Origin of the sequence: Actinomadura sp. GTD37 (assembly GCF_041951365.1) — a bacterium.
Classification (GTDB): domain Bacteria; phylum Actinomycetota; class Actinomycetes; order Streptosporangiales; family Streptosporangiaceae; genus Spirillospora.
In genome coordinates this window covers 135,280-160,139 of sequence record NZ_JBGNUS010000003.1, presented here as the reverse complement: position 1 = coordinate 160,139, position 24,860 = coordinate 135,280, and the positions used below count along the sequence as shown (strand labels likewise).

General features: G+C 71.7%; 19 protein-coding genes and 1 tRNA gene. 6 read left to right on the top strand and 14 right to left on the bottom strand.

Features of this window, described 5'->3' with window-relative positions; all coding sequences use genetic code 11:
• The first annotated feature begins 209 nt into the window (after positions 1–209).
• A complete protein-coding gene (locus ACA511_RS19145) occupies positions 210–1,277 on the top strand; it encodes a ferredoxin reductase (RefSeq protein ID WP_375025746.1) in 1,068 nt (355 codons plus the stop codon).
• A 20-nt stretch (positions 1,278–1,297) separates the two neighbouring features.
• Positions 1,298–2,344 (top strand): fatty acid desaturase family protein, encoded by a 1,047-nt coding sequence (locus tag ACA511_RS19140; RefSeq protein ID WP_375025745.1) that lies wholly within the window; start codon positions 1,298–1,300, stop codon positions 2,342–2,344.
• Positions 2,345–2,347: 3 nt separating this feature from the next.
• Here ACA511_RS19140 and ACA511_RS19135 read toward each other — a convergent pair whose 3' ends face one another.
• Positions 2,348–3,157, bottom strand: a complete 810-nt coding sequence (locus tag ACA511_RS19135; protein ID WP_375025744.1) for a GNAT family N-acetyltransferase — start codon at positions 3,155–3,157, stop codon at positions 2,348–2,350.
• A gap of 174 nt (positions 3,158–3,331) precedes the next feature.
• Here ACA511_RS19135 and ACA511_RS19130 point away from each other — a divergent pair, with 174 nt between their 5' ends.
• A complete protein-coding gene (locus tag ACA511_RS19130) occupies positions 3,332–4,732 on the top strand; it encodes an MFS transporter (protein ID WP_375025743.1) in 1,401 nt (466 codons plus the stop codon).
• A gap of 40 nt (positions 4,733–4,772) precedes the next feature.
• On the opposite strand, the gene ACA511_RS19125 is transcribed toward ACA511_RS19130, so the two are convergent.
• Entirely contained in the window at positions 4,773–5,429 is a 657-nt protein-coding gene (locus ACA511_RS19125; protein WP_375025742.1) for a S1 family peptidase, read from the bottom strand.
• Between the two features lie 151 nt (positions 5,430–5,580).
• Here ACA511_RS19125 and nhaA point away from each other — a divergent pair, with 151 nt between their 5' ends.
• Positions 5,581–7,473: a Na+/H+ antiporter NhaA gene (gene nhaA / locus ACA511_RS19120; protein ID WP_375025741.1), complete on the top strand. Its 1,893-nt coding sequence runs from the start codon at positions 5,581–5,583 to the stop codon at positions 7,471–7,473.
• Positions 7,474–7,483: 10 nt separating this feature from the next.
• Here nhaA and ACA511_RS19115 read toward each other — a convergent pair whose 3' ends face one another.
• The 8 genes from ACA511_RS19115 to topA form a co-directional block, all read right to left on the bottom strand.
• The gene (locus tag ACA511_RS19115) at positions 7,484–8,305 is read right to left on the bottom strand and encodes a stage 0 sporulation family protein (RefSeq protein ID WP_375026284.1); all 822 of its coding nucleotides are present in this window, start codon (positions 8,303–8,305) and stop codon (positions 7,484–7,486) included.
• Between the two features lie 64 nt (positions 8,306–8,369).
• A complete protein-coding gene (locus ACA511_RS19110) occupies positions 8,370–9,365 on the bottom strand; it encodes a hypothetical protein (RefSeq protein ID WP_375025740.1) in 996 nt (331 codons plus the stop codon).
• Between the two features lie 195 nt (positions 9,366–9,560).
• Complete coding sequence (locus ACA511_RS19105; protein ID WP_375025739.1) at positions 9,561–10,403, bottom strand: fructosamine kinase family protein; 843 nt, start codon at positions 10,401–10,403, stop codon at positions 9,561–9,563.
• Positions 10,404–10,883, bottom strand: coding sequence for a low molecular weight protein-tyrosine-phosphatase (locus ACA511_RS19100; RefSeq protein WP_375025738.1), 480 nt, complete (start codon positions 10,881–10,883; stop codon positions 10,404–10,406). It abuts the gene before it with no gap.
• Positions 10,884–11,028: 145 nt separating this feature from the next.
• Positions 11,029–12,726, bottom strand: coding sequence for a S8 family serine peptidase (locus ACA511_RS19095; protein WP_375025737.1), 1,698 nt, complete (start codon positions 12,724–12,726; stop codon positions 11,029–11,031).
• Between the two features lie 140 nt (positions 12,727–12,866).
• Positions 12,867–14,006: a DNA polymerase III subunit delta' gene (locus ACA511_RS19090; RefSeq protein ID WP_375025736.1), complete on the bottom strand. Its 1,140-nt coding sequence runs from the start codon at positions 14,004–14,006 to the stop codon at positions 12,867–12,869.
• Between the two features lie 19 nt (positions 14,007–14,025).
• Entirely contained in the window at positions 14,026–16,020 is a 1,995-nt protein-coding gene (gene tmk, locus ACA511_RS19085; RefSeq protein ID WP_375025734.1) for a dTMP kinase, read from the bottom strand.
• 97 nt (positions 16,021–16,117) lie between these two features.
• Positions 16,118–18,799, bottom strand: coding sequence for a type I DNA topoisomerase (topA, locus tag ACA511_RS19080; protein WP_375025733.1), 2,682 nt, complete (start codon positions 18,797–18,799; stop codon positions 16,118–16,120).
• Between the two features lie 238 nt (positions 18,800–19,037).
• Between topA and ACA511_RS19075 the strand changes: the two genes are divergently transcribed.
• A complete protein-coding gene (locus ACA511_RS19075) occupies positions 19,038–19,223 on the top strand; it encodes a DUF5703 family protein (protein ID WP_067792576.1) in 186 nt (61 codons plus the stop codon).
• Between the two features lie 162 nt (positions 19,224–19,385).
• On the opposite strand, the gene ACA511_RS19070 is transcribed toward ACA511_RS19075, so the two are convergent.
• From ACA511_RS19070 to ACA511_RS19060, 3 genes are all read right to left on the bottom strand, one after another.
• On the bottom strand, positions 19,386–20,639 hold the full coding sequence (locus tag ACA511_RS19070; protein ID WP_375025732.1) for a chaplin family protein: 1,254 nt from the start codon (positions 20,637–20,639) through the stop codon (positions 19,386–19,388).
• Between the two features lie 143 nt (positions 20,640–20,782).
• On the bottom strand, positions 20,783–21,460 hold the full coding sequence (locus ACA511_RS19065) for a hypothetical protein (protein ID WP_375025731.1): 678 nt from the start codon (positions 21,458–21,460) through the stop codon (positions 20,783–20,785).
• 79 nt (positions 21,461–21,539) lie between these two features.
• On the bottom strand, positions 21,540–22,859 hold the full coding sequence (locus ACA511_RS19060) for a M20/M25/M40 family metallo-hydrolase (RefSeq protein ID WP_375025729.1): 1,320 nt from the start codon (positions 22,857–22,859) through the stop codon (positions 21,540–21,542).
• A gap of 109 nt (positions 22,860–22,968) precedes the next feature.
• Here ACA511_RS19060 and ACA511_RS19055 point away from each other — a divergent pair.
• A tRNA-Leu gene (locus tag ACA511_RS19055) sits at positions 22,969–23,054 on the top strand.
• Positions 23,055–23,149: 95 nt separating this feature from the next.
• On the opposite strand, the gene ACA511_RS19050 is transcribed toward ACA511_RS19055, so the two are convergent.
• Positions 23,150–23,782 carry a hypothetical protein gene (locus ACA511_RS19050; RefSeq protein WP_375026283.1) on the bottom strand — a complete coding sequence of 211 codons (633 nt, stop codon included), beginning with the start codon at positions 23,780–23,782 and terminating at the stop codon, positions 23,150–23,152.
• Positions 23,783–24,860 lie beyond the last annotated feature (1,078 nt).

Below are 24,860 nucleotides of genomic sequence, written 5' to 3'. Positions count from 1 at the left end.
AGGCTCTTGGCCGCGCATGTGGCTCTCGTGAGGCGAGAGTGAGAAACGAATGAGAGAGGCGCTGGAGCCCTCTGTCGTTACATCGCCGAATGGAACATCGTGCGATGGTGTGATGCTGGTCGCTTTAGCGCGGAACGCCTTGAAAGACCCCTCCTCCCTACGCGACCGTAGGTTACGCGAACGTAAGTTAGCGCCATCGGGGAGGCATCGTGACCAGTACGGCGCGGCGGCCGGGGACGGGCCGCCGGATCAGGCGGGCCGCCCGGCTCCTCACCACCCCGCTCCTCCCGGAGGACTACCTCGGCCTGGTCGACCCGCTGTGGTCGGCCGCCGACCCGCGCGGACGCGTCGAGGCCGTCCGGCACGAGGCGCCGGGCGCGGCGACCCTCGTGATCAAGCCCGGCCGCACGTGGCGGGGGCACCGGCCCGGCCAGTGGGTCAGGGTCGGCGTGGACATCGGCGGCGTCCGGCACTGGCGGACGTTCTCCCTGTCGTCCCCGCCCCGGCGGGACGGGCGCGTCACCGTCACCGTGAAGGCCGCCCGCGACGGGTTCGTCTCCGCGCACCTCGTCAACGCGATCCGGCCGGGGGCCTTCGTCCGGCTGGCGCAGGCGGACGGCGAGTTCACACTGCCCGCGAACCTCCCGCCGAAGCTGCTGTTCATCACGGCGGGCAGCGGGATCACCCCGGTGATGGCCATGCTCCGCCACCTCACCGCCGGCGGCGCCCCCGCCGGCGACATCGCGGTGGTGCACTCGGACCGGACGGCGGGCGACGTCATCTTCGGCGCCGAACTCCGCGCGATGCCGGGGGTGCGGCTGCACGAGCGGCACACGTCCGGCGGGGGGCGGCTCGAACCGTCCGAACTGCCGGGCCTCTGCCCGGACTGGGCGGAGCGCGAGGCGTGGGCCTGCGGCCCCGGCGGGATGCTGGACGATCTCACCGCGTTCTGGCGCGCCGCCGGGGCCGGGGAGAGGCTGCGCGCCGAGCGCTTCCGGACCGTCCTGCGGGGCGGCGGCGAGGGCGGGCGCGTCACCTTCACCCGGAGCGGCGTCGAGGCGGACGCCGACGGGAGCACGCCGCTCCTGGTCGCCGGGGAGGACGCCGGGGCGCTGCTCCCGAGCGAGTGCCGGATGGGCATCTGCTACGGCTGCGTCGGCCGGCTGCGCTCCGGCGAGGTCCGCGACCTGCGCACCGGGAGGGTGCACGGCGAGGAGGGCGAGATCGTCCAGACCTGCGTCTCGGCCGCCGCCGGCCCCGTCGAAATCGACCTCTGACGCTTTTGGGGGACAGACCCATGACCGACCATCTGACGACCGCCGACCACGACACGATCGCCGCCGAACTGGACGCGCTCCGCGAGGAGATCATGTCCGATCTCGGCGAGCGCGACGCGGACTACATCCACCGGGTGATCCGCTGGCAGCGCGGCCTGGAGATCGCCGGCCGGACGCTGCTGATGGCGTCCTCGCTGCCGCCCGCCTGGGTCGCCGGGACCGCGACGCTCGCCGTCGCGAAGATCATGGAGAACATGGAGATCGGGCACAACGTCATGCACGGCCAGTGGGACTGGATGCGCGACCCGAAGATCCACTCGACGACGTGGGAGTGGGACAACGTCTCCCCCGCCGAGCAGTGGAAGCACTCGCACAACTTCGTCCACCACACGTTCACGAACATCCTCGGCAAGGACAACGACGTCGGCTACGGCATCCTGCGCGTCGCGCCCGAGCAGGAGTGGAGCCCCGCCTACCTCCCGCAGCCGCTCTACAACCTGCTGCTGGCGATGTTCTTCGAGTACGGGGTGGCGCTGCACGACCTGGAGCTCGACGCGATCCGGGCGGGGACGGCCGACGCGGACGTCACCAAGGCGAAGCTGCGCCGGATCGGACGCAAGATCGGCCGTCAGTGGGGCAAGGACTACCTGGCGTTCCCGCTGCTCAGCGGCCCGCAGTTCCTGTCCACGCTGGCCGCGAACTTCACCGCCAACATCGCCCGCAACGTCTGGGCCCACATGATCATCTTCTGCGGGCACTTCCCCGGCGACGTCGAGGTGTTCGAGGAGGAGCGGCTCGACGGCGAGAGCAGGGGCGAGTGGTACGTCCGGCAGGTCCACGGCTCGGCGAACATCTCGGGCGGGCCGCTGTTCCATCTGATGACCGGCAACCTCAGCCACCAGATCGAGCACCACCTGTTCCCCGACATGCCGAGCAACCGGTACGGGCAGATCGCCCCGCGCATCCGCGAACTGTGCGACAAGTACGACCTGCCGTACCACACGGGATCGCTGTCGAAGCAGGTCACCAGCACCTGGAAGAAGATCGTCCGGTACGCGCTGCCCTGACCGTCAGCCGAGCGCCTGGGCGACCGGAAGGTAGCGGCGGGACGGGTCGTTCGCGACCGGGGCGCCGTACTCCATGATCGTGGTGGTGAACGCGGGGCGGAGGCCGTGCGCCTCCGCCCACGCGACCAGCTCCGGGTGCCGATGGTCGATGTCGAGCCGTATCGGGCCCTCGGGGACGACCTCGTCCACCAGCGCGAGCGCGGTCTCGTCGTCCCGCGCGATGACGGGACCGACGACGGCCCGGCCGTCGTTCCACCACGCGCCGCCGTAGCCCACCACACCACCCTCGTCCCGGACGACCCGCAACGTCTCGCAGAACGCAGGCAGGCCCTCGACCACCCGCGACCGGTCGGCGCCGAACACCTCGGTATCGAGCTCATGGACGCCGACCATGTCCTCCGTCCTCACCGGCACGGACACACCACGCCTGGACGGCCCGTCCGACACGCCCGTATACGTCGTGCACTTCCCCACAGACCGGAACCCCAGACGCTCATACAGGGGACGCCCGTACTCCGTGGCAGTCAGGCAGAGGCTCGCAGTGCCCGCGTTCTCCATCACGTAACGCATCAACCGCCCGCCGAGGCCGCGCCGCTCAAAACGCTTGGCGACGAGCACCATGCTGATGGCCGCGACGTCCTTGCCGTATGGGGCCGACACCACTGTCCCGGCGAGTTCCCCGTTCTCGTCGTCCACCGCGTAGACGTCGCCCACCGAGAACAGGAACCGCCACTTGCGGTCCTCCGGCCCCCACTCGCGGTCTTCGGCAAGCCGCTGACAGGCCGCGAGGTCATCGATCCCGAGCAAACGCACAGCCCCGTCCATACGACGCGACGCTAGATCGCCGCCATCCACCCCACAACCGAATTAGGCGCCGGCTAAACACCACTCTGCGGACGTCCCCGTCCGGCATTACCTCAGGCGTTATCGCCTGTCCGGGGGGCGGTACGCGATCGTCGTAGGGCAGGCGACGATCTGGGGGAGACCATGCCGCACACCACGATTCCGGCCGCCGGGCCACGGGCGAACGCACGTCCGCGCGACGCGTCCACCGGCACGCTGCTCGTCCTGCTCACCGGCATATTCATCACCACACTCGACTTCTTCATCGTCAACGTGGCGATCCCCGACATTCAGTCCGACCTGGGGGCGGGGACCACCGCGATCCAGTGGGTGGTGGCCGGGTTCGGGCTGGCGCTCGGCGGCGGGCTCATCACTGGCGGACGGCTCGGCGACCTGTTCGGACGCCGCCGGATGTACGCCCTCGGGCTGGCGGCGTTCACCGCCGCGTCGCTCGCGTGCGGGCTCGCCCCGTCGCCCGGTTCGCTGATCGCGGCGCGGGTCGTGCAGGGGATCGCCGCCGCGCTGCTCATGCCGCAGGTCCTCGGCATCATCAACGGCGCCTTCACCGGGGAGCGGCGCGCGCGGGCGTTCACCGCCTACGGGCTGGCGCTCGGACTCGGCGGCGTGTTCGGGCAGCTCATCGGCGGTGCGCTCATCGAGGCCGACCTGTTCGGGACGGGCTGGCGCAGCATCTTCCTGATCAACGTCCCGGTCGGGCTGGTCACGCTGGCGCTGGTCCGCCGGACCGTCCCGGCCCAGCGCGGCACCCGGGGCGCCCGCCTGGACGCCGCCGGAACCCTGCTGGCCACGCTCGGCCTGGTCGCCCTCGTCCTGCCGCTGATCGAGGGCCGCCGGCTGGGCTGGCCCGCCTGGACATGGGCCTCGCTCGCGGCGTCGGCCGTCCTGCTGGCGGCGTTCGCGCTCCACCAGCGCCTGCTCGACCGGCGCGGCGGCGCGCCGCTGGTGGCGCCCGCGCTGTTCCGCGAGCGCGCGTTCCGGGTCGGCAGCGTCCTCGCGCTCGCCTACACGCTCGCCCTGGCGTCCTTCTTCCTGTACCTGGCCCTCTACCTGCAGCAGGGGCGCGGGCTGAGCGCGCTGGAGTCGGGCCTGCTGTTCGTCGCGCTGGGCGCCGGATACTTCGCCGCGTCCACCCGGGCCACCGCCGTCGCCGCCCGCCTCGGACGGCAGGTCCTCGCGCTCGGCGCGGCCGTCCAGGCGAGCGGCTGCCTGCTGCTGATCGCCGCCCTCGGGGACGGCGTCGGATGGCTCGTCCCGGGTCTGGCGCTCGCCGGCGCGGGCATGGGCTTCGTGCTGGCGCCGCTGTCGTCGCTCGTCCTGTCGGGCGTCACGGACCGCCACGCCGCCTCGGCCGCGGGTGTCCTGTCCACCGCGCAGCAGGTCGGCAACGCCCTCGGCGTGGCGCTCGTCGGCATCGTCTTCTACGGCGCGGGCGACATATCGGACGCCTTCCGGACGTCCCTGATCCCGGTCATGGCCTTCTGCGGCGTCACCGCGGCCCTGGCCCGGCTGCTCCCCGGACGCTGACCCGGGTCGACGATCGCGGCGCGCGGGACGTCCGGCCGAGTCAGTACACGGAGACGCCGAAGGCCGACAGGACCGGGTTGACCGGCTGGAAGAACGACGATCCGCCGCTCGCGCAGTCGCCCGTGCCGCCGATGCCCAGGCCGACCGCGGTGGTGCCCGAGAAGTACGGCGCACCCGGAGTGTCGCCGGGCTCGGGGCAGATGGTCGTCCGGGCCAGGCCGGTGATCGTCCCCTCGGGGAAGTGGACGGTGACGTTGACCGCCGTCACGGTGCCGCACCGGACGCCGGTGGCGGGGCCGCTGCGGCACACCCGCTGCCCGACGACCGGGTTGCCCGCCGACGTGATGTCCTGCGACCCGGGGTAGAGGCGCACGCTGCCGGGCCGCTCCACCTGCGGCTCGACGTACCGGACGAGGCCCACGGCGACGTTCGTGACCGCGACGACCGTCCCGAGTTCGACGGTCAGCGCCGGATCGGCGTACAGGGTCAGCCCCGCCTTCGCGCAGCCGCCCGCGGTGAGGAAGTAGTAGGCGCCGTTCTGGCGCACGTTGAAGCCGAGGGTGCAGCGGGCGCCGGGCGCGTAGACCGGCTGCCCGCCCTCGCCGCTCGGCGGGGCGGCCGCCGCGGACGCGGCGGGAGCGACGGCGGCCAGGACGGCGGCGGCCAGGGTCGCGATCACGGTGAGGGTGCGGCGCATCGGACGACCTCCTGTGGGAGCCCAGGACGGTGACTCTCCGGAATGGTGCGTAGAAACCGGCCTCCCGGCAAGAGGACGAACGTGACAAGGTTGGCGGCGGCCTTCAACAAGATCACGACGATGCCCAGGTGGGAGACGTGAGGATCCGGCGATGACGGACGATCGGGGGGACGCGGCCGGACCGTTCGGCGGCCGGACCGCGTGGGCGCGGAGCCTGCGGACGCCGCTGCGGGAGTTCATGCGCACCGAGACGGGCGGCGCCGTGTTCCTGCTGGCCGCGACGCTCGCCGCGCTCGCCTGGGCGAACGCGGACGCGTCCTCGTACGAGCGGCTCTGGGGGACGCAGGCGTCCGTCCGCTTCGGCGGCGCGGACATCACCCAGGACCTGCGCGACTGGGTCAACGGCGGCCTGATGACCGTGTTCTTCTTCGTGGTGGGGCTGGAGGCGCGCCGCGAGTTCGACATGGGCGAACTGCGCGACCGGCGCCGCCTCGCGCTGCCGCTCGCCGCGGGCATCGGCGGGATGATCGTGCCGGTCGCCATCTACCTGGCCGTGAACGCGGGGCAGCCGACCGCGCACGGCTGGGGCATCGCGATGTCGACGGACACGGCGTTCGCGCTCGGCGTGCTCACACTCGTCGGCCGGGGCTTCCCGGGACGGCTCCGCGCCTACCTGCTCACCGCCACCGTCGTGGACGACGTCGTCGCGCTCGCGGTGATCGGGATCTTCTACAGCGAGAACGTGCACCCGCGCATGCTGCTCACCGCCCTCGGCATCTTCGCGGTGATCGTCCTGATCCGCGCCGCCGGCATCCGGCAGTTCGCCGTCTACGTCCTGCTGGGCGTGGTGACGTGGGCGGCGCTGGAGTCGTCCGGCGTGGAGCCCGTGGTCATCGGGCTGGCCATGGGGCTGCTGACCTACGCGCATCCGGCCGCGCGCACCGACCTGGAACGCGCCACGGAGGTGTTCCGGCTGTTCCGGGAGCAGCCGACGCCGGAGTACGCGCGCTCCGCGCAGACCGGCGTGGCCGCGGCGATCTCGCCGAACGAGCGGCTCCAGCTGCTGATCCACCCGTGGACGAGCTACGTGATCGTCCCGCTGTTCGCGCTCGCCAACGCCGGGGTCGCCATCAGCGGCGGCTTCCTCGGCCGCGCGTTCACCTCCCCCGTCACGCTGGGCATCCTGGTCGGCTACGTCGTCGGGAAGCCGATCGGCATCCTCGGCTGCTCGTACCTGGTCACGCGGCTCAGCCGGGGCCGCCTGAACCCGCCGGTCGGCTGGGCCGCGGTCGGCGGCGGCGGCACCATCGCCGGCATCGGCTTCACCGTGGCGCTGCTGATCGCGACCCTCACCTTCACCGGGCCGCGGCTCGAAGAGGCGAAGATCGGCATCCTGTCCGCCGCGCTCTGCGCCACGGTCGTCACCTGGGTCGTCGTCCGCGCGACCAGGCTGCTGCCGCCCACGACGCGGCTGCGCGCCCTCCTCGGGACGGCGGAGAGCATCATCGACCTGGCCGCGCCGGTCGACCCCGACCGCGACCACATCCGCGGCCCGGCCCGCGCCCCGGTCACCGTCGTCGAGTACGGCGACTTCGAATGCCCGTACTGCGGCCAGGCCGAACCCGTCATCCGGGAACTCCTCGCCGGGCACGGCGACGTCCGGTACGTGTGGCGGCACCTGCCCCTCACCGACGTCCACCCGCAGGCCCAGCTCGCGGCGCAGGCGTCCGAGGCCGCCGCCGAGCAGGGCGCCTTCTGGGAGATGCACGACCTGCTCCTCGACCGCCAGGACGCGCTGGAGCCCCGCGACCTCGTCCGCTACGCCACCGAACTGGGCCTGGACGTCGACCGCTTCCGCGCCGACATCCGGGCCGGCCTGGGCGCCGACCGCGTCGCCGAGGACGTCGACTCCGCCGACCTGAGCGACGTCTCCGGCACCCCCACCTTCTTCGTCAACGGCCGCCGCCACCTCGGCGCCTACGACATCACCGACCTCACCGCCGCCGTCCGCAACGCCAAAAAACTCACCGCCATCCGCCCCTGACGAACCGGGCTCACTCCTCCTCGGGGTTGTAGAGGGCGTCGTGTTGTTGGCGGGGGGAGCAGACGGAGGCGGAGGGGCAGGAGCAGCGGCGGGAGCCCACCTTGACCGTCACGCGGTCGCCGGGGACGTTGTAGCCGATCACCTGGCCCTCGCCCTCGGGGGTGGAGACGCGCGAGCCCAGGCGCGGGGCCTTCTCCTTGAACTCCATGTAGAGCGGGTGCTCGTACTTGAGGCAGCACATCAGGCGGCCGCAGGCGCCGGCGATGCGGAGCGGGTTGACGGGGAGGTCCTGTTCCTTCGCCATGCGGACGGAGACGGGTTCGAAGTCCTTGAGGAAGGTGGCGCAGCACAGGTCGCGGCCGCAGGGGCCGATGCCGCCCTGGAGGCGGGCCTCGTCGCGGGGGCCGACCTGGCGGAGTTCGACGCGGGCCTTGATGCCGCGGGCCAGGTCGCGGACGAGGGCGCGGAAGTCGACGCGGTGCGGGGCCGTGAAGTAGATCTTGAAGACGTTGTCGGCGTCGAGGTAGTCGACGCCGATGACCTTCATGGGGAGCTCGTGCTTGCGGATGAGGCGCTTGGCGATGGAGCGGCCCTCGGCGCGGCGGCGGCGGTTGGCCTCGTCGCGGGCGAGGTGCTCGTCGGTGGCGGGGCCGGCGCACGCGGGCAGGCCGTCGACGTCCTCGGAGACCCACTGGGGCGCCCACACGCACTCGGCGACCTCGGTGCCCGAGTCGGTGGGGACGAGGACCTTGTCGCCGACCTTCGGGGTGTGCGGACCCGGGTCGAGATAGTAGAGCCGGCCGTAACGGGTGAAGCTGACGGCCATCACCATGCCCACGGTTTCGCTCCGTTCGCCCGGTTTCGTGCGCCCCACGTTAGCCGTCCGGACGTGTGCGTCACCAGGCCGCGTCGGCGAGGTCCTTTCCGGGGATGGCCGGGACGCCGTTCGTATACAGGTCGCCCGCGGTCGCCATGACGGCTCCGCCGCTGTGGGCGGCGTCGAGGCCGGTCAGGGGGCCCGTCACCTTCTGGCGCCACAGGACCTTCGCGGGCTTGCCGGTGAGGGTGAAGGTCTGGACGGTCAACTGCGACTTGGCGAGTATGCCCGCGACGACCGTCTTGCCGTCACGCGTCAGGACGGCGTTGGTGCTCCCCTTGGGCAGGGTCATGGCGGCCTTGCTGAGCTTGAGGTCACCGGCCGCGCCGCTGGTGTCGATGGTGCGGAGCTGGTGCTTGGCCGAGCCGACCGGCGTCCAGACGAAGGAGAGCGTTGCGCCGGACCAGGAGAGGCTGCCGACGCGCCCTGGAGCCTTGGTCGCCCACGTCTTGCGGGTGCCGTCGGTGAGGGAGACGACGTCCACGCGGCCGCGCTTGCCCTTGTAGGTGACGTAGGCGAGGTTGTCGCCCACGACGGCGATGTCCGACCAGATGGTGGAGACGCCGGGGACGACGGCCTTCGGGATGTCCTTCAGGTCCTGCGGGCGCCCGTCCTCGCCCAGGTGGAGGCGCTGGAAGGTGACCTTGCGGTCGCCGTAGGACGCGACGACGAACGAGCCGTCCTTCGCGGCGGCGACGCGGTGGAAGCGGCGGCCCTGCGGCGGGGCGATCGGCAGCCCGGCGCCGGCGCCGGTGTGGACGTCGCGGACGAGCAGCGCCGTCCCCGCGGCGCTGATCCCGACGACGAACCGCGGGTCGGTCCGCTCGGCCTTCGCGGCCGGCTTGGCCTCGTGCTCCTTCTCCGCGGCGCGCTGGTGGCGGTGCACCACGTCCACGCTCCCGCCGACGAACAGCGCCGCGGCCGCGGCCGCGCTGAGCGGGATCAGGCTCTTCCATGAGCCCAGCCGTGTCCCCGGGTCCTCGCGCCTGCCGTCGTCCATGAGGTCGCCTCGCACCTGCCTCTCCGCTCGCGGGTTACCGCGTCGTTTCTATCTCATCTGCATCGCTACAAAAACCCAGAAAGCGGGAGTTACCACATCGAAGCCGAGTCGCAAGCGTCGCAGCGGGCCTTCCCGCCGTCCCCCGGCCGGGCATATCACCACGGAGCGTAGAGGGTCGCGGCAGATCGTTACAGGGAGTTGTCGGTTTGCTCAGCCGAGGGCGGCGCGGGCCGCGTCGGCCAGGCGCGCCCGGTACGAGGCGCCGAACAGCGCCACGTGCACGAGAAGAGGATGCAGCTGGTGCAGCGGGACGCGCGACCGCCAGCCGTCCGCGAGGGGCGCGGCCCCGTCGTAGGACGCCAGGACCGTTTCGAGGTGCGGCGTCCCGAAGAGGGCCATCATGGCGAGGTCCGTTTCCCGGTGCCCGCCGTGGGCGGCGGGGTCGATGAGGATCGCCCGCCCGCCCGTCCACTGGACGTTGCCCGACCACAGGTCGCCGTGGATCCGGCTCGGCGGCTCGGGCGGCCCGGCCAGCTCCCCGGCGTCCGCCATGACGCGCTCGACGAGCCGGACGTCGCCGGACGGCAGATGCCGCGCCGCCAGGCGCAGGAACGGTTCGAGGCGGCGTTCGGCGTACCAGCGCGGCCAGTCGCGTCCGTCGAGCGTGTTGTCGAGCGGGAGGTCGGCGATGAAGCCGTCCCAGGGCGCGCCGTAGGCGTCCGGACGGTTCCCGGTGTGCAGGGCGGCCAGCTCGCGGCCGAAGCGCTCGGCGGCCTCCCGGGACGGCGGCGCGGACGGCAGCCACGGCAGGACGAGCATGCGGTCGTCGGCGGCGAGGACGTCCGGGACGGGCGTCCTCGGCCCCGCCTCGCCCAGCCACCGCAGCCCCGCGGCCTCGGCGGCGAACACCCCGGCCTGGCCGGACGCCGCCTTCACGAACACCTCGCGGCCGTCGTCCAGCGACGCCCTGTGCAGCGTCCACGCATGACTGGACCCGAGATCGCGCACGCGCTCGACCCCGGCGCCGAGGAGGTCCGCCAGCCGGGCGCGCACTCAGCCCTCCTTGAGCCCGGCGCGGATCTCCTCCAGGAGGCCCGGCATCGCCGCCTCCACCTGTTCGAGGACGAGGTCGAAGTCGGCGCGCCCGCCGTAGTACGGGTCGGGGACGTCGAGGTCGCCGCCCGCGTCCGGGTCGAACTCGCGCAGCAGCCTGACCTTGCCGCGCGCCTCCTCGTCCGGCGCCATCGAGCGCAGCGCCCGCAGGTGCCCCTCGTCCAGCGCGAGGATCAGGTCGTAGCGGCCGAACCAGCCCTCCTCGAACTGCCGCGCGACGTGCGCCGACCGGTAGCCGGCCCGCCGCAGCGTCGCGACCGTCCGCTCGTCGGCGCCGTCGCCCACGTGCCAGCCGCCGGTGCCGGAGCTGTCGGCCTCGACGTCCAGCCCCTCCTCCTCGACGTGGTGGCGCAGCACCCATTCGGCAATCGGCGAGCGGCAGATGTTGCCCGTGCAGACGAACGTGACGCGGTACGGCATGGCCCCATCATGCCCGAGCCAGACGCCCTTCAACGATGACGGTGTCCACGCCCGGCGCGGCACTCGTCACTCGTCCCCATGGGACAGAACACGACCCCCGGCCGGGGGCCGGGGGTCGCGTCCTGGGGTGGGTCGAGCGGCGGGATCAGCGGTGGCCGACGGCGTTCAGCGCGTCCACGATGCCGTTCCCGAAGAAGCCGTTCTGCTCCTTGGAACCCTCACAGGTCTGCGTCGAGGTCTGCTTGCCCGCCGACGTGTACCAGACGTACTCGAAGGTCCGGGGGCTCGGGCATTCCTTGGCGGTCGCCGTGCCGCGCAGCACGCGCTCCACGAAGTTCGGGCTGAGGGTGATTCCGCCCTGCCGGCGGTCCCGCTGCCCGTACTTGCTGATGATGAGCGCGGCGACGCCGACGGCGTGCGGCGAGGCCATCGAGGTGCCCTGGATCGACTGGTAGTACGCGCAGTCGTCGCCCTTGCAGCTGCGGATCAGGTACGGCACGTTCGGCGTGCCGTCCGCGTTCAGCTCGCCGCGGGCCTTCGCGAGCCGCTCGGGGTAGGCCGCCCAGATGCCGCCCTTGTCGTCCGGACGCTGGGCGGCGTTGTCGACCTTGTCGCCGCCCGGCGCCGCGACCGCGACGTAGCCGTTGCCGAAGCTGCTGTAGTAGGACTTCCGGGTGGACGGGCCGGTCGCCGAGACCGGGATGACGTGCTCGCCCTCGGACGGCATCGACACGCAGCTCGCCGGGACCGTCCGGTCGTGCGGCTCCTCGCCCGGCGTGGACGGGAAGTCGGGGCTGCTGGCGTCCTCGTTCGTCTTGGTGTAGTCGACGAGGTCGTTGCCGGCCGCGGAGATCAGCGTGACGCCGCGGTCGTGCGCGAAGTCGAGCGCGCGCTGCGCCGCCTTGATGATCGTGCGCTGCTCCAGCTGGTCCTCGGGGCTGTCGGCCGGGTTGTCGCCGCAGTTCCAGAGCCACGGGTCCACGTAGTACGACATGTTGACGACGTCGATGCCGTTCTTGGCGGCGTAGGTGAGGCCGTCCACGGTCGGCTGGAGGAAGAAGTAGCCGGAGTCCTGGCCGACGCGCAGGTTGACGAGCGACACGTTCGGCGCGACGCCCGCCATGCCGAGCCCGTTGCGGGGCGAGGCGATCGTGGACGCGACGTGCGTGCCGTGGTCGTTGTCGTCCCAGTCGTTGGGGTCGACGCACGACGCGAACTCGCACGGGCCGTCGACCTCGGCGCCGTTGGCGTCCGTCGGGATGTCGTGGGTGAAGTTGCGGCTGAGCTTGCGGTTGAAGTTCGGCTTGATGTCGGGGTGGTCGCCGTCCACGCCGGTGTCGAGGATGCCGACCAGCACGCGCTTGTCGCCCGGCTCCTTCTTGTACGAGCCGTCCGCCGTCGCGTGGATCTGCTTCATGTCCCACTGGAGGTCGGCGAGGGGCTCCTCGTCCTTGGACGGGACGCCCTTGAGCGACACCTTGTTCGCGGTGCCGGTCATCCGCTCGACCTTCGCGGCCTTCTTCTTCGTCTTCGGCGCCTCACCGATGATCCGGTTGTGCGCGACGCCCTCCAGCGCCCGCTGCCTCATCACCGCGTGGATGAACTCGGGGTTGTCCGAACGGACGGTCGCGACGCCCACGTCACGGTTCTCGTGGACGATCTCGCCGCCGGCCGCGCGGACCGCCTGGTGGGCCGAGCCGGGGGACGCGTGCTCCTTGTACAGGACCACGTACTCCGACACCTCGCCCTTCGCCTGCGCTTGTCTCGGTTCCGCTGACGCGGGCACCGCGAGCGCCGCCATGGTGGCGACGGCGCACGCGGCGGAAATCAAGGCTCGCCGCAAAGCTGACCTCCTGGCCGTGGGGGGAGCTAGCCCTGGATTGGGGCATGAGCCAGCTGAAGGTACGCGTGCGGCTGTTGAGAGTTGCGAACGGTCATATAACGATTAGGTAGATCTCTTGTAAGGCCGCGCCCGCCGGCTCGTCAGCCGGTGCGCAGCGCCAGCGTGAGCGCCTCGACGGCCAGCAGCGGGTTGACGTTCGCGTCCAGCCGCTCCCGGCACGCCATGATCGCGTCCAGCCGCTTGAGGGTGTCCTCGGGACGCCCGCTCCGCGCCGCCGTCCGCAGCTCCGCGCCCAGGTCGGTGTTGACGAGGTCGGAGCCCGCCCCGAGCTGGAGGGTCAGCACGTCGCGGTAGTAGGACGCGAGGTCGAGCAGCGTGCGGTCGAGGGCGTCGCGCTCGATCCGGGTGGCGCGGGACTTCTGCCGGGCCTCCAGCTCCTTGAGCACCCCGGCCGTGCCCCGCGGCATCCGGCCCTTGGCGCTCTCGCCGAGGGCCTGCCGCAGCGCCGCCGTCTCCGACTCGTTCAGCTCCTCCGTCTGCGTCCTCGCCTCCGCCTTCGCCGCCGCGACCAGCGACTCCGCCGCCGCCACGGCCGGGCTCACCGCCGTCAGCCGGCGCGGCACCGCGAGCACGTCGGCGCGCCGCCGCCGCGCGTCCGGGTCGGTCGCCAGCCGCCGCGCCCGGCTGATGTGCCCCTGCGCGGCCCGCGCCGCGACGTCCGCGGTCTCCCGGTCCACGCCGTCGCGCAGGGCGAGGACGTCGGCGACCGCGTCGATCGGCGGCGTCCGCAGCGTGACGAGGCGGCAGCGCGACCTGATCGTCACCAGGAGGTCGTCCGGGGACGGCGTGCACAGCAGCCACACCGTCCGGGCCGGGGGCTCCTCGATGGCCTTCAGCAGCGCGTTCGCCGCCGCCTCGGTGGCCCGGTCCGCGTCCTCGAACAGCACGATCTGCCGGCGTCCCCCGGTCGGGGACGACGACGCCCGCAGCACCAGCGCGCGGGCCTCCTTCACCGAGTACGACAGGCCCTCCGGGCGGACGACCTCCACGTCGGCGTGCGTCCCCTGGAGGACCTGGTGGCAGGACGCGCAGTGGCCGCAGCCGCGCGGCGTCTCCTCGCACTGCAGCGCCGCCGCGAACGCCCGCGCCGCCGTGACGCGGCCCGCGCCGGGAGGCCCGGTGAACAGCCACGCGTGCGCGAGGCCGCCCGTCCCCTCGGCGGCCGACGACAGTTGCGCGACAACGGGCTCCTGCCCGACCAGGTCGTCCCACACGCTCATGCGATAGAGGCTAACCGGATCAGAAGTCGCGGATGGCCGGGAAGGTGCTCGTGGCGTCCTCCGTGCCGGCCGGGACGGGGTCGGGGAGGATCTCGCGGATGCGGTACTGGATCTCCCTGCTCAGCTCGCCCTGCGGGCGGCTCGCGTCCAGGACCAGGTACCGGCCGGGGTCGGCCTCGGCGAGGGCGCGGAACCCCGCGCGGACGCGCTCGTGGAACTCCTGCGGCTCGGACTCCATGCGGTCGGCCGGGGCGGGCAGCCGCCGCAGGCCCGCCTGCGGCGGGATCTCCAGCAGGACGGTCAGGTCCGGGACGAGGCCGCCGGTCGCCCAGGCGTTGACGCGGGCGATGTCCTCGACCGGCTGCTGCCGCCCGAACCCCTGGTAGGCGAGGGACGAGTCGACGTACCGGTCGCTGACGACGATCGCGCCGCGGTCCATCGCCGGCCTGATCACGTTGGCGATGTGGTCGGCGCGGTCGGCCGCGTACAGCAGCGTCTCGGCGCGGTCGGACAGGCCGGTCGTGTCGCGGTCGAGCAGCATCGCGCGCAGCCGCATCCCGATCTTGGTGGCGCCCGGCTCGTGCGTGGTGATCACGTCGTAGCCGTGGTCGCGGAGCCAGATCGCCGCGAGCCGCGCCTGGGTGGTCTTGCCCGCGCCCTCCCCGCCCTCGAACGCGATGAACACGCCGCGCTCCCGGTGGGCCTGCTGGGGCGCGGCGGCGGCCGCCTCCGGCCGCGTGTAGACCTCGCCGCGCAGGGCGGCGCGCAGGTCGGGGACCAGCGGGACGCCGCGCCGGTCGTCCAGCCGCCGGTAGCCCGGCAGGCCGCAGACCAGGGCGACGGCGGCGGCGATCAGCAGCCCGGCGCTGGAACCCTCGAAGTCGTAGACGCCGTCGCCCAGCTCGATCCGGTGCGGGCCGAGCGCCCCCGCGATCAGCGGGACGGCGATGAAGGCGACCACCGCGGTGACGAGCGCGACCGAGCGCAGGTAGGCGGCCGGGCGGGCGTCCTCCGGCGCGTCGGGGTCGGTCACCGCGGCCCTCGCCGTCGACCAGGACGCCCCGGCGAACACCCCGAGGAACGCCGTCATGAACACGACGACCACGAGGTTGTGGACGAGGGCGAGCACCACCAGCGCGAGCGCGGCGGCGATCACGGCGAGGCCGAGGAGCCGGCGGCGGCTGAACGGGACGAGGACGCGCGGCCCGAGGAACACCCCGAAGCCGAGCCCGAACGCCAGCCCGGCGAGCACGGCGCCGTAGCCCGCGTCTCCCCCGCCCAGCGCGGCCGTGTGGACGCGGGCGACGGCGACGACCGCGCCCGCCGTCAGGGACGCCCCGGCGATCGCGAGGCCGAGACCGCGCGCGGCGGCCGTCCCCGGGCCCTGGAAGAGCAGCTTGAGCGGGGCGGGGAGCGCGGCCGTCCCGGTGGCCGGAATCTCCCGGATCATGGCGATGGCGGTGGTCGAGACGAGGAAGATCCCGGCCGTCACGTAGAGGGCGAGGTCGGCGCGGGAGCCGCGGCCGAGCGTCCCGTCCGCGACGAGGGCGAGGACGGCGAACAGCACCGCCGCGACCGGGGCCGGCCCGTAGACGGCGCGGGTCGCGGTGCGGGCGGCACGGGCCTCCTCGTCCGGCGCCAGGGCCGACAGGGACGCGCGCGCCGCCGCCACCCACAGCAGGCTCACGAACGAGACGAGGAACGCGGCGGCGAGCGTCCACGCGAGCAGGCCCACGAGCGGCACCGTCACGACGATCACCAGCCGCAGCACGTCCGCGATCATCAGCATGAGCCGGCGGTCGACGCGGGCCGCGAGCAGGCCCGCGAGCGGTGCGAGCAGCAGCACCGGCAGCAGCATCAGCACCAGCGTGCCGCCGAGGGCCTGCGCCCGCGCCGCCGCGTCGTCGTCGCGGGTCAGCATCGCGGCCATGGCGGTCAGTGCGGGGACACTGAGCCACTGCGCGAGGCCCGCGAACGACAGCGCCGTCCGGAGCCGCCGGAACGACCCGCTCAACGAGGGTGACGAAACGCCCGGCGGCAGTGCTGCGGCGGGGTGCGGCCGGGGTGCGCCCGTTCTGGTCATGTCGGTCAGGGTATCGGCGTAGATGTCCCTAGGAGCCGGACTTTGCGGAGGTTCGGCGCCGGGGCGTCGTCTTCTTCTTGCCACCGCCCGCGGCCACCTTCTCCCGCCGCTCCGCGAGCAGCTCCGCGGCCCGCTGGATCGTGATCGACTCGACCTCGTCGCCCTTGCGCAGGCTCGCGTTCGTCTCGCCGTCGGTGACGTACGGGCCGAACCGGCCCTCCTTCACCACGACCGGCTGCTCGCTCGCCGGGTCCTTGCCCAGCTCGCGCAGCGGCGCCGCCGCCGCGGCGCGGCGACCGCGCTGCTTGGGCTGCGCGAACAGCTCCTTCGCCTGCTCGATCGTGACGGTGAACAGGTCCTCCTCCGAGCCGAGCGAGCGGCTGTCGGTCCCCCGCTTGATGTAGGGGCCGAACCGGCCGTTCTGCGCGGTCACGGGCTCGCCGTCCAGCTCACCGAGCGTGCGCGGCAGCGACAGCAGCTTCAGCGCGTCGTCGAGCGTGATCGTGTCGAGCGACATCGACTTGAAGAGCGAGCCGGTGCGCGGCTTGCCGGCGTCCGCCTTCTTCGTCCGCTTCTTGCCCTCCGCCGGCGGGGCCGCCTCGGGCAGGATCTCCGTCACGTACGGGCCGAACCGCCCCGACTTCGCGACGATCGTGTGGCCGGTCGCAGGGTCGGTGCCCAGCTCGCGGTCACCGGACGGCTGCGCGAACAGCTCCTCCGCCTTCTCGGCGGTCAGCTCGTCCGGCGCGATGTCGTCGGGGATGTTGACGCGCTCGCCGTCCCGGTCGAGGTACGAGCCGTACCGTCCGACCCGGACCATGATGTCGGTGCCCTTGATCGGGAACGAGCTGATGCCCTTGGCGTCGATGTCGCCGATGTCGCCGACCAGCTCCCGCAGGCCCTCCTCGCCGTTGTCGCCGAAGTAGAACCGGTTCAGCCACGGGACGCGCTCGGCGTCGCCGCGCGCGATCTCGTCGAGCCCGTCCTCCATGTGCGCGGTGAAGTCGTAGTCGACCAGGTTGCCGAAGTGCTGCTCCAGCAGGTTCGTCACCGCGAACGCCAGGAACGACGGGACGAGCGCCGTGCCCTTCTTGAACACGTACTCGCGGGCCAGGATCGTCCCGATGATCGAGGCGTACGTCGACGGACGCCCGATCTCCCGCTCCTCCAGCTCCTTGACCAGGCTGGCCTCGGTGTAGCGGGCCGGCGGGCGGGTCGAGTGGCCCTCGGCGTCCACCGCGTTCGCGGTCAGCGCGTCGCCCTCCGCCAGGTTCGGCAGCCGCCGCTCCTGGTCGTCCCGGTCGGTGGACGGGTCGTCGGCGCTCTCGACGTACGCCTTCAGGAACCCGTAGAACGTGATCGTCTTACCGGTCGCGCCGAACTCGGCCCGCTCGTTCCCCGTCGACAGGCCGGTCACCCGGATCGACACCGACTGGCCCACCGCGTCCTTCATCTGCGACGCGATCGTCCGCTTCCAGATCAGCTCGTACAGCCGGAACTGGTCGCCCTTCAACCCGGTCTCGGCCGGCGTCCGGAACGTGTCGCCCGCCGGGCGGATCGCCTCGTGCGCCTCCTGCGCGTTCTTGACCTTGGACGCGTAGACGCGCGGCTTGTCCGGCACGTACTCGGCGCCGAACAGCGACGCCGCCTGCCTGCGCGCCGCCGTGATCGCCGTCTCCGACAGCGTGATCGAGTCGGTTCGCATGTAGGTGATGAAGCCGTTCTCGTACAGCTTCTGGGCGACCGACATCGTGTACTTCGCGGAGTAGCTCAGCTTGCGGCTGGCCTCCTGCTGGAGCGTCGTCGTCCGGAACGGGGGGTACGGCTTGCGCGTGTACGGCTTGCGCTCGACGGACTTGACCTCGTACGGCCGGTCGCGGAGCCGATCGGCCAGCGCGCGCGCGGCCGACTCGTCCAGGTGCAGCGCGTCCCTGGTCTTCAGGGTGCCGTCGGACGCGAAGTCGCGGCCCTGCGCGACGCGCTTGCCGTCCACGCTGACGAGCCCGGCCTTGAAGACCTTCGGCTCCTCGTCCCTACCGGTGTCGAACTGGCCCGCGATGTCCCAGTAGTGGGCGGGGACGAACGCGATCCGCTCCCGCTCCCGCTCGACGACCAGCCGGGTCGCCACCGACTGCACCCGGCCCGCCGACAGCTTCGGCATGACCTTCTTCCACAGGACGGGGCTGACCTCGTACCCGTAGAGGCGGTCCAGGACGCGGCGCGTCTCCTGCGCGTTCACCAGCGGCATGTTCAGCTCGCGCGGATTCGCCGCGGCGCGCTGGATCGCGTCCTTGGTGATCTCGTTGAAGACCATCCGGTGCACGGGGACCTTCGGCTTCAGCACCTCCTGGAGGTGCCAGGCGATCGCCTCGCCCTCCCGGTCCTCGTCCGTCGCGAGGTAGAGCTCGTCGGCCTCGGCGAGCAGCTTCTTCAGCTTCTGCACCTGCTGCCGCTTGTCGGTGTTGACCACGTACAGCGGCTCGAACTCGCGCTCGACGTTCACGCCGAGCTTCGCCCACGGCTCGCCCTTGTACTTGGCCGGCACCTCCGAGGCGCTCCCGGGAAGATCCCGGATATGGCCGATACTGGACTCCACGATGTAGCCCCGGCCGAGGTACCCCGCGATCGTCTTCGCCTTCGCAGGCGACTCGACGATCACCAGGCGCGTCCCCGCGCCGTTGCCCTTCGCGGTGCCGTTCTTGGCTGGCACAGTCGCTCCAACCTCGCTGTCTTGGTCTCTGCACAGACTCTTTCTTACGGGCTTCGTACAACGCCGCAGGAGGACGCGTTCATACCCACGCGCTCCCCGACCATCGTGCCGCCCCTCCGGGGGACGGGATTCTCACCGTCCCACGCCCCCGACAGGATGACATGCCGCCGCACACCGCGCGGACCGGCCCGCCACGGTACGGTGCCGTACGCACGGTAGACCAGTAATAATGGTCGCGATGGCGGAGTACACCTACCTCGTCCTGTCACTGCCGCGCGGCACGACGCGTGACGCGGCCCGGCAGATCCTCACCGAGCACGCCGAACGCGGCGGCTGGGAAATCGATCGGTTGCGCCTCTACCCGGACGGCCGCCGCCGTATTCAACTTCGCCGCAAGGTCATCCGTGCGGTCCGCACGTTCTGACCGTTCCCGGCGGAGCGTAGCACTACGTTGACGTACTGTTGCCCGAACGTATGGCTTCGCCCGCCCCGGACCGCGCCTCCGGGACGGGCGAAGATCTGTGCGGCGCCCGCGGCGCTTGTCAGCGGCGTCCGCGGCGGCCGTTAGCGGCGGCCGCAGAGGCTGTTAGCGGCGTCCGCCGCCCAGCCTGATCCGGCGCGCCAGCGCCAGCGCCCCGGCCACGACACCGAGGAAGCCGCTCGCCACGAGCGCCCACATCGACCCGGCCTCGTCGTCGAGCGTGTCCGTCGCCGCGACATTCCGCACCGGCCCGATCTCCCCGGTGACCGCAGCGACCTGCCGCCCCACGGCCCTGGCCGGCCCCCGCACGTCAAGCCCGGACCCCGCCCCGCCCACCTGCGGCCGAGCGTTCTTGGCGACGAGACCGTCCATGGCCGGCACGCCGTTGCGGACCTTGGGCAGCCACGTGACCTTGAGCCCGTCGGGCTTCCCGGCACCGACTCCCTTGGAGAGCCCCTGCACCCACGTCACGCCACCGCGCGGCCCGTTTCCGGGGCTCGCGTCCGGCAGCCCACCCCGCGCGCGGTGCCCGTCCGCCACCGGCGCTTCGAGGTCACCGACGGTGGACGCCGCGTCCACCTTGGACAGCGCGTTCTTCCCGAGCACACCGTCCGTAACGGGCAGACCACCGCGCACCCGCCGGTCGCCCACAACCGGCCGCGCCAGCACCGTGTGCAGCCCCGCCTCCTTGCCCAGTCCCCCCACCGAAGACACGCCGCCCACCTTGGGCAGGGCATTCTTCGCGAGCACGCCGTCCATGCCCGGCAAGCCACCCGGCACCCGACGGTGATTCGCGGACGGCACCAACAGCAGATTGCGCAGGCCGTCGATCTGGGTCAGGTCGCCTGCGGGGGTGACGCCGTTCGTCTTGGGGAGGATGTGGGGGTCGGACGCCACGTTGGGAAGGGCGGGGGAGGTCGTGTGGGGCAGCGGGACCTGGGTTCCGGTCGTCCGCGAGTACGGGGAGTAGCCGTCGCCGTCGTCGCACAGGCCGGACGCGAGGCCGGCGACCGCGGCGGCGTTGCCGCAGGCTTCGGCGGGGGCCTGGATCGGCGCGTTCGCCTGGTTGCCGGTGCCGGCGCCGTGGTCACCGGACGTCTGCGCGCCGGAGCCGTGGGAGCCCTCGACGAGCGTCCGCCCGTCGCAGCTCGCCGCCGACACGCCGGCGGCGGCCGCGGCGTTGCCGCACACGTTGACCGGCGCGGAGATCGGCGCGGAGATCTGGTTGCCGCTCAGGACGCCGCCGTCGCCGTGCGTGACGTCGGCGGAGGCGTTGGACGGGATGGCGGTGACGCCGAGGGCCACAAAGCCCGCGGCGAGCACCGCGGCACGAGATATGCCTTTTGCCCGCGTTCGCATGATGCTCCGTTCGGGGGATGGGTGGAGACGCACGTGTCCCGTGGGTCTCATGGGGGGTGACCTGCCGCGCCGAGGGCACGGCGAGTGACCGGACCGGCGCGCCCGAGCCGCACGGGCACGCGTCCGGAGCCTGTGATCAGGGATTAGTCGGGCGCGAAGGTCGGCTCGTCCGCGGCGGTGCGGACGGCCGGGGGCAACGCACCGGAAGCGCGCGCGATCGACGCGCGTGGCGGGACGGGGTCCCAGGCCACGGTGTTCGGGAACCCGGCGGTAGCGCCGTTGACGACGAGGCCACCGGCGGCCGAATGATCGCCATGCCGCGCGGGGGCGGGCATCGACGGGTCCTTGAAAGCGTGCCGGGTCAGGTGACCGACCGACGCGCGTTCGGCAACGCCGGGGACGCCGCGGTCATGGAACTGCTCGTGCACCTTCGGCGCCGGGGCTCGCGCGGGCTTGGACGCCACGTCCGGTCGCCGAGTCGCGGGCGACACGCCCACAACGCCCTCAATCTGCGGCGATGCCGTGTGCACCACCGTTTGCGGCGCCTTCTCCGCGACCGTCCGCACGACCACCTGGCGCACCGGTTCGCCGCGCTCATGGACGGTCGCGACGGTCTGCCCGAGCACCGGGGCCTTCGCGAAGACGGCCGCCGGCGGCGGGAGCTCCGCGGCCTGCGCGGACGCGGACTGCGCCGCGCAGCCGAGGAGCCAGCCCGCGATCAGCAGCCCGCCGAGGACGAGCAGCCGCTGGACGGCCCGTCCGGCGGCGACGCGACGCAGCCGGACGAAGACCGTCCGCACCCGCGCCGCGTCACCTGCCACCGAACAACTCCCGTTGCGACCAGACCGCCCTCAACGAAAAGTAACGGTAGCACCACGGAGCGCATTGGCGATGGCAAATTCAGGAGCGATCAAGGAATTTGTCGAGGACCCTGACGCCGAACCGCAGCCCGTCCACCGGAACGCGCTCGTCGACCCCATGGAACATTCCGGAAAAGTCCAACTCTGGGGGCAGTTTAAGGGGCGCGAAGCCGAAGCAGCGCATTCCCAGCCGCGCGAACGACTTGGCGTCCGTCCCGCCGCTCAGGCAGTACGGCACCGGCAGCGCACCGGCGTCCTCCGAGATCAGCGCGGCCTCCATGGCCGCGACGAGCGCCCCCTCGTAGTCCGTCTCGAGCGCCTGGTCGTGGTGGACGAAATCGCGCTGGACGTCCGGACCGAGAAGCTCGTCCACGACCGCGAAGAACTCCGCCTCATGTCCGGGAAGGAATCGCCCGTCCACCTGAGCGGTCGCGCTCTGCGGAATCACATTCGTCTTGTATCCCGCGTCCAGTCGCGTCGGATTGAGCGTGTTCCGGAGCGTCGCCCCGATCATTCGTGCCAGCGGCCCGATCTCGTCCAGGCACTTTTCGGGACGTTCCGGATCGAATTCCACCCCGTAAGCCATGCACGCCCGTTCCAGGAACGCCCGCACCGACTTCGTCAGCCGCACCGGAAACTCGTGCGACCCCAGCCGCGCCACCGCACCCGCCAGCGCGGTCACCGCGTTGTCCGGATGCACCATGGACCCGTGCCCCGCCGTCCCCCCGGCGGTCAGGTTCATCCACGCGATGCCCTTCTCCGCCGTCTCGATGAGGTACATCCGCCGGTCCCCGGGCACCGTCAGGCTGAACCCGCCGACCTCCCCCACGGCCTCGGTGCACCCCTCGAACAGCTCCGGATGCTCCTGGACGAGCCACTGCGCACCCCACTTGCCCCCGGCCTCCTCATCGGCCAGGAAGGCGAGCACGACGTCCCGCGGAGGCTTGCGCCCCTCCCGCAGCCGCTGCCGCACCACCGCCAGGATCATCGCGTCCATGTCCTTCATGTCCACGGCCCCGCGGCCCCAGACGCACCCGTCCGCGATCTCACCCCCGAACGGATCCCGCGTCCAGTCCTCCTTGCGGGCCGGCACCACGTCCAGATGCCCGTGCAGGAGCAGCGCGTCCCGCCCCGGGTCCTCCCCCTCGATGCGCGCCACGAGACTCGCCCGGCCGGGATGCGACTCGAAGATCCGCGTCTCCAGCCCGACCTCCTCCAGCTTCTCCGCGACGTACTCCGCCGCGACCCGCTCCCCCGGCCCCGAATGATCGCCGGGGTTGCTGGTGTCGATCCGGATGAGCTCCTGGCAGAGCCGGACGACCTCGTCCTCAGCGGTCGGCTGCCGAACCACAGTGATCACCTCCTGTCCTCGCGTTCGGTCCCATGGTGCCCTGACGATCGACTTCGCCGCGACTCGTCTCCTTTGGTACAGTGAAGCCCGCCGCAGCCGCGCTGCGGCCTGCGACCGGGTCCGGGTGGCGGAATAGGCAGACGCGCTAGCTTGAGGTGCTAGTGCCCTTTACGGGGCATGGGGGTTCAAGTCCCCCCTCGGACACTTCACGACAAAGTGGGACAGGTTCACATCTGTCCCACTTTGTGGTTTCTGCGCTTGGCGGAGTACTGGTGCCGAGTCCCAGAGCACCAGGACGTTCAGGAGACCCGTTGCGAGCCTTCGGGCGGAACGTCCAGTGCGCGGGCGAGGGCGGCGGCGAGCGGGGCGGCGCGGTCGGGAACGTACCGCTCGGCCCACGCAGCGGCCAGGCGGTGGAAGGCGATCAGGTCGCGTTCCACACCGGCCAGCAGACTCCGCAGGTCGGCGGTGGGCAACTCGATCATCGGACTGTCATCGCGCTCGACATCGACGATCATCCGGACTACGTCGCCATGACGTTCACCGCATGGATCGGGATCGTGTCCGAGGAAGCCGCTCGAGGCATGGCCGTCGACGACGCTCCACCATTCGCGCCAGTCCTCGATCCCGCTACAGCAGCCGGGCAGCAGGGTGGTGCCCACCGCCGTGTCGACGACTCGCAACCCGCCGGGCGCGAAGAGCGGCTCCATGGTGAGAAGGCCATGCAGAAAGGCATCGAGCGGATCGGCTGGACGCTGCGGACGATCGTCCTCGGGATCGATGTCGTTAGCTGCGGCGATCCCCATCACCGCCGCGCCGACCTCGACCGGAAGGAGTGTGCCGCTCAGCGGCAGGTAGCTGAACGGCTCCGACCACGCGACCGGCCAGAGCGTGAAGCCCTTTGGCTGATAGACCTCCAAGACCGGCTGCATCTCAATCACTCTTGAAGTCTGCCTCAGATCCCCTGGCGGCACCTCACATTTTCCGCGCGGACATATTCCCGCGGCTCACCCGCCGAGCGGCACGAGCAGGGCTGCAGGTAAAGGTCACGTGGCCCGAGCGTTATCGTTCGCCTCTCCGACCTCCATAGCCGCTTCGCACCCCTCCCCAGCCGAGTGCACTTTTGGCTCTGGCCCGTCTGCCTAAGCGCCGTGCCCCGCGTGGCTACCGTGCGTGTTTAAAAGCCAGGAGGCGGATAGGGGATGGTTGCCGGGCCTGTCCGGCCAGCACTTGCCGCAATGGATCGACGAGGTCCGGGCCCGCCGGCTTATCGCCGTTCGGCCATGGCCTTGAACAGGACCACGACGCCGTCATGCGGGCCTGACCACCCGCTGAAACTCGGCCCCGCCGCGAATTTACTGGTCGGAATGGCAGCGTCGAACCCGCAGTGAGCTCAACGCTGCCAGGGCCCTGCTGCTCAACTGTCTCTGTGGAGAGTGATCAAAAGGATGCCCACTGTGGCGACTGCACCGACCACAGCCGCGATCGCGCCGATGACGGGCGCATACTCGGGAGCAGTGATCAACATCCAGGCCAGCCCACCGACCGCCACTACGACGGCGAGAGCGACCTGCCATTTCCACGTCGGACGGAGCGCGCGGAGAGAGCAGCGTGTTGCATCTTGAGATTCTCTACCCTGACGCCGGCGTGCGCGAATAGCGAGGTAGATGGCCGCCGCTAGAATGAAGGCAGACTCGGCCATGGGCAGCGTCCAGATCTGGTGTTCTTGGAGCATGAGGGATCCCCAGTCTTCACGGCAGATGGATAGCGGGCTCCCGGAGCAGTGGCTTGCCAGGCCAGGAGACGGCCCGGGAGTATGAGAACGTGCGATTACGGGCGAACGTCAAAGTAGCTGGAAGTTCGAGCGCTGACCGCTTGCAACCAGATCAAACTCGTCCACACGGCTGTCCCGCAACGGCGGGACACAGACAGGACAAAGAAGCCTCTGACCTGGGGGGGGTGTCCCAGCCTGTCCACATTGGTGTCCACATACAGGCGCCAACGCCTCAA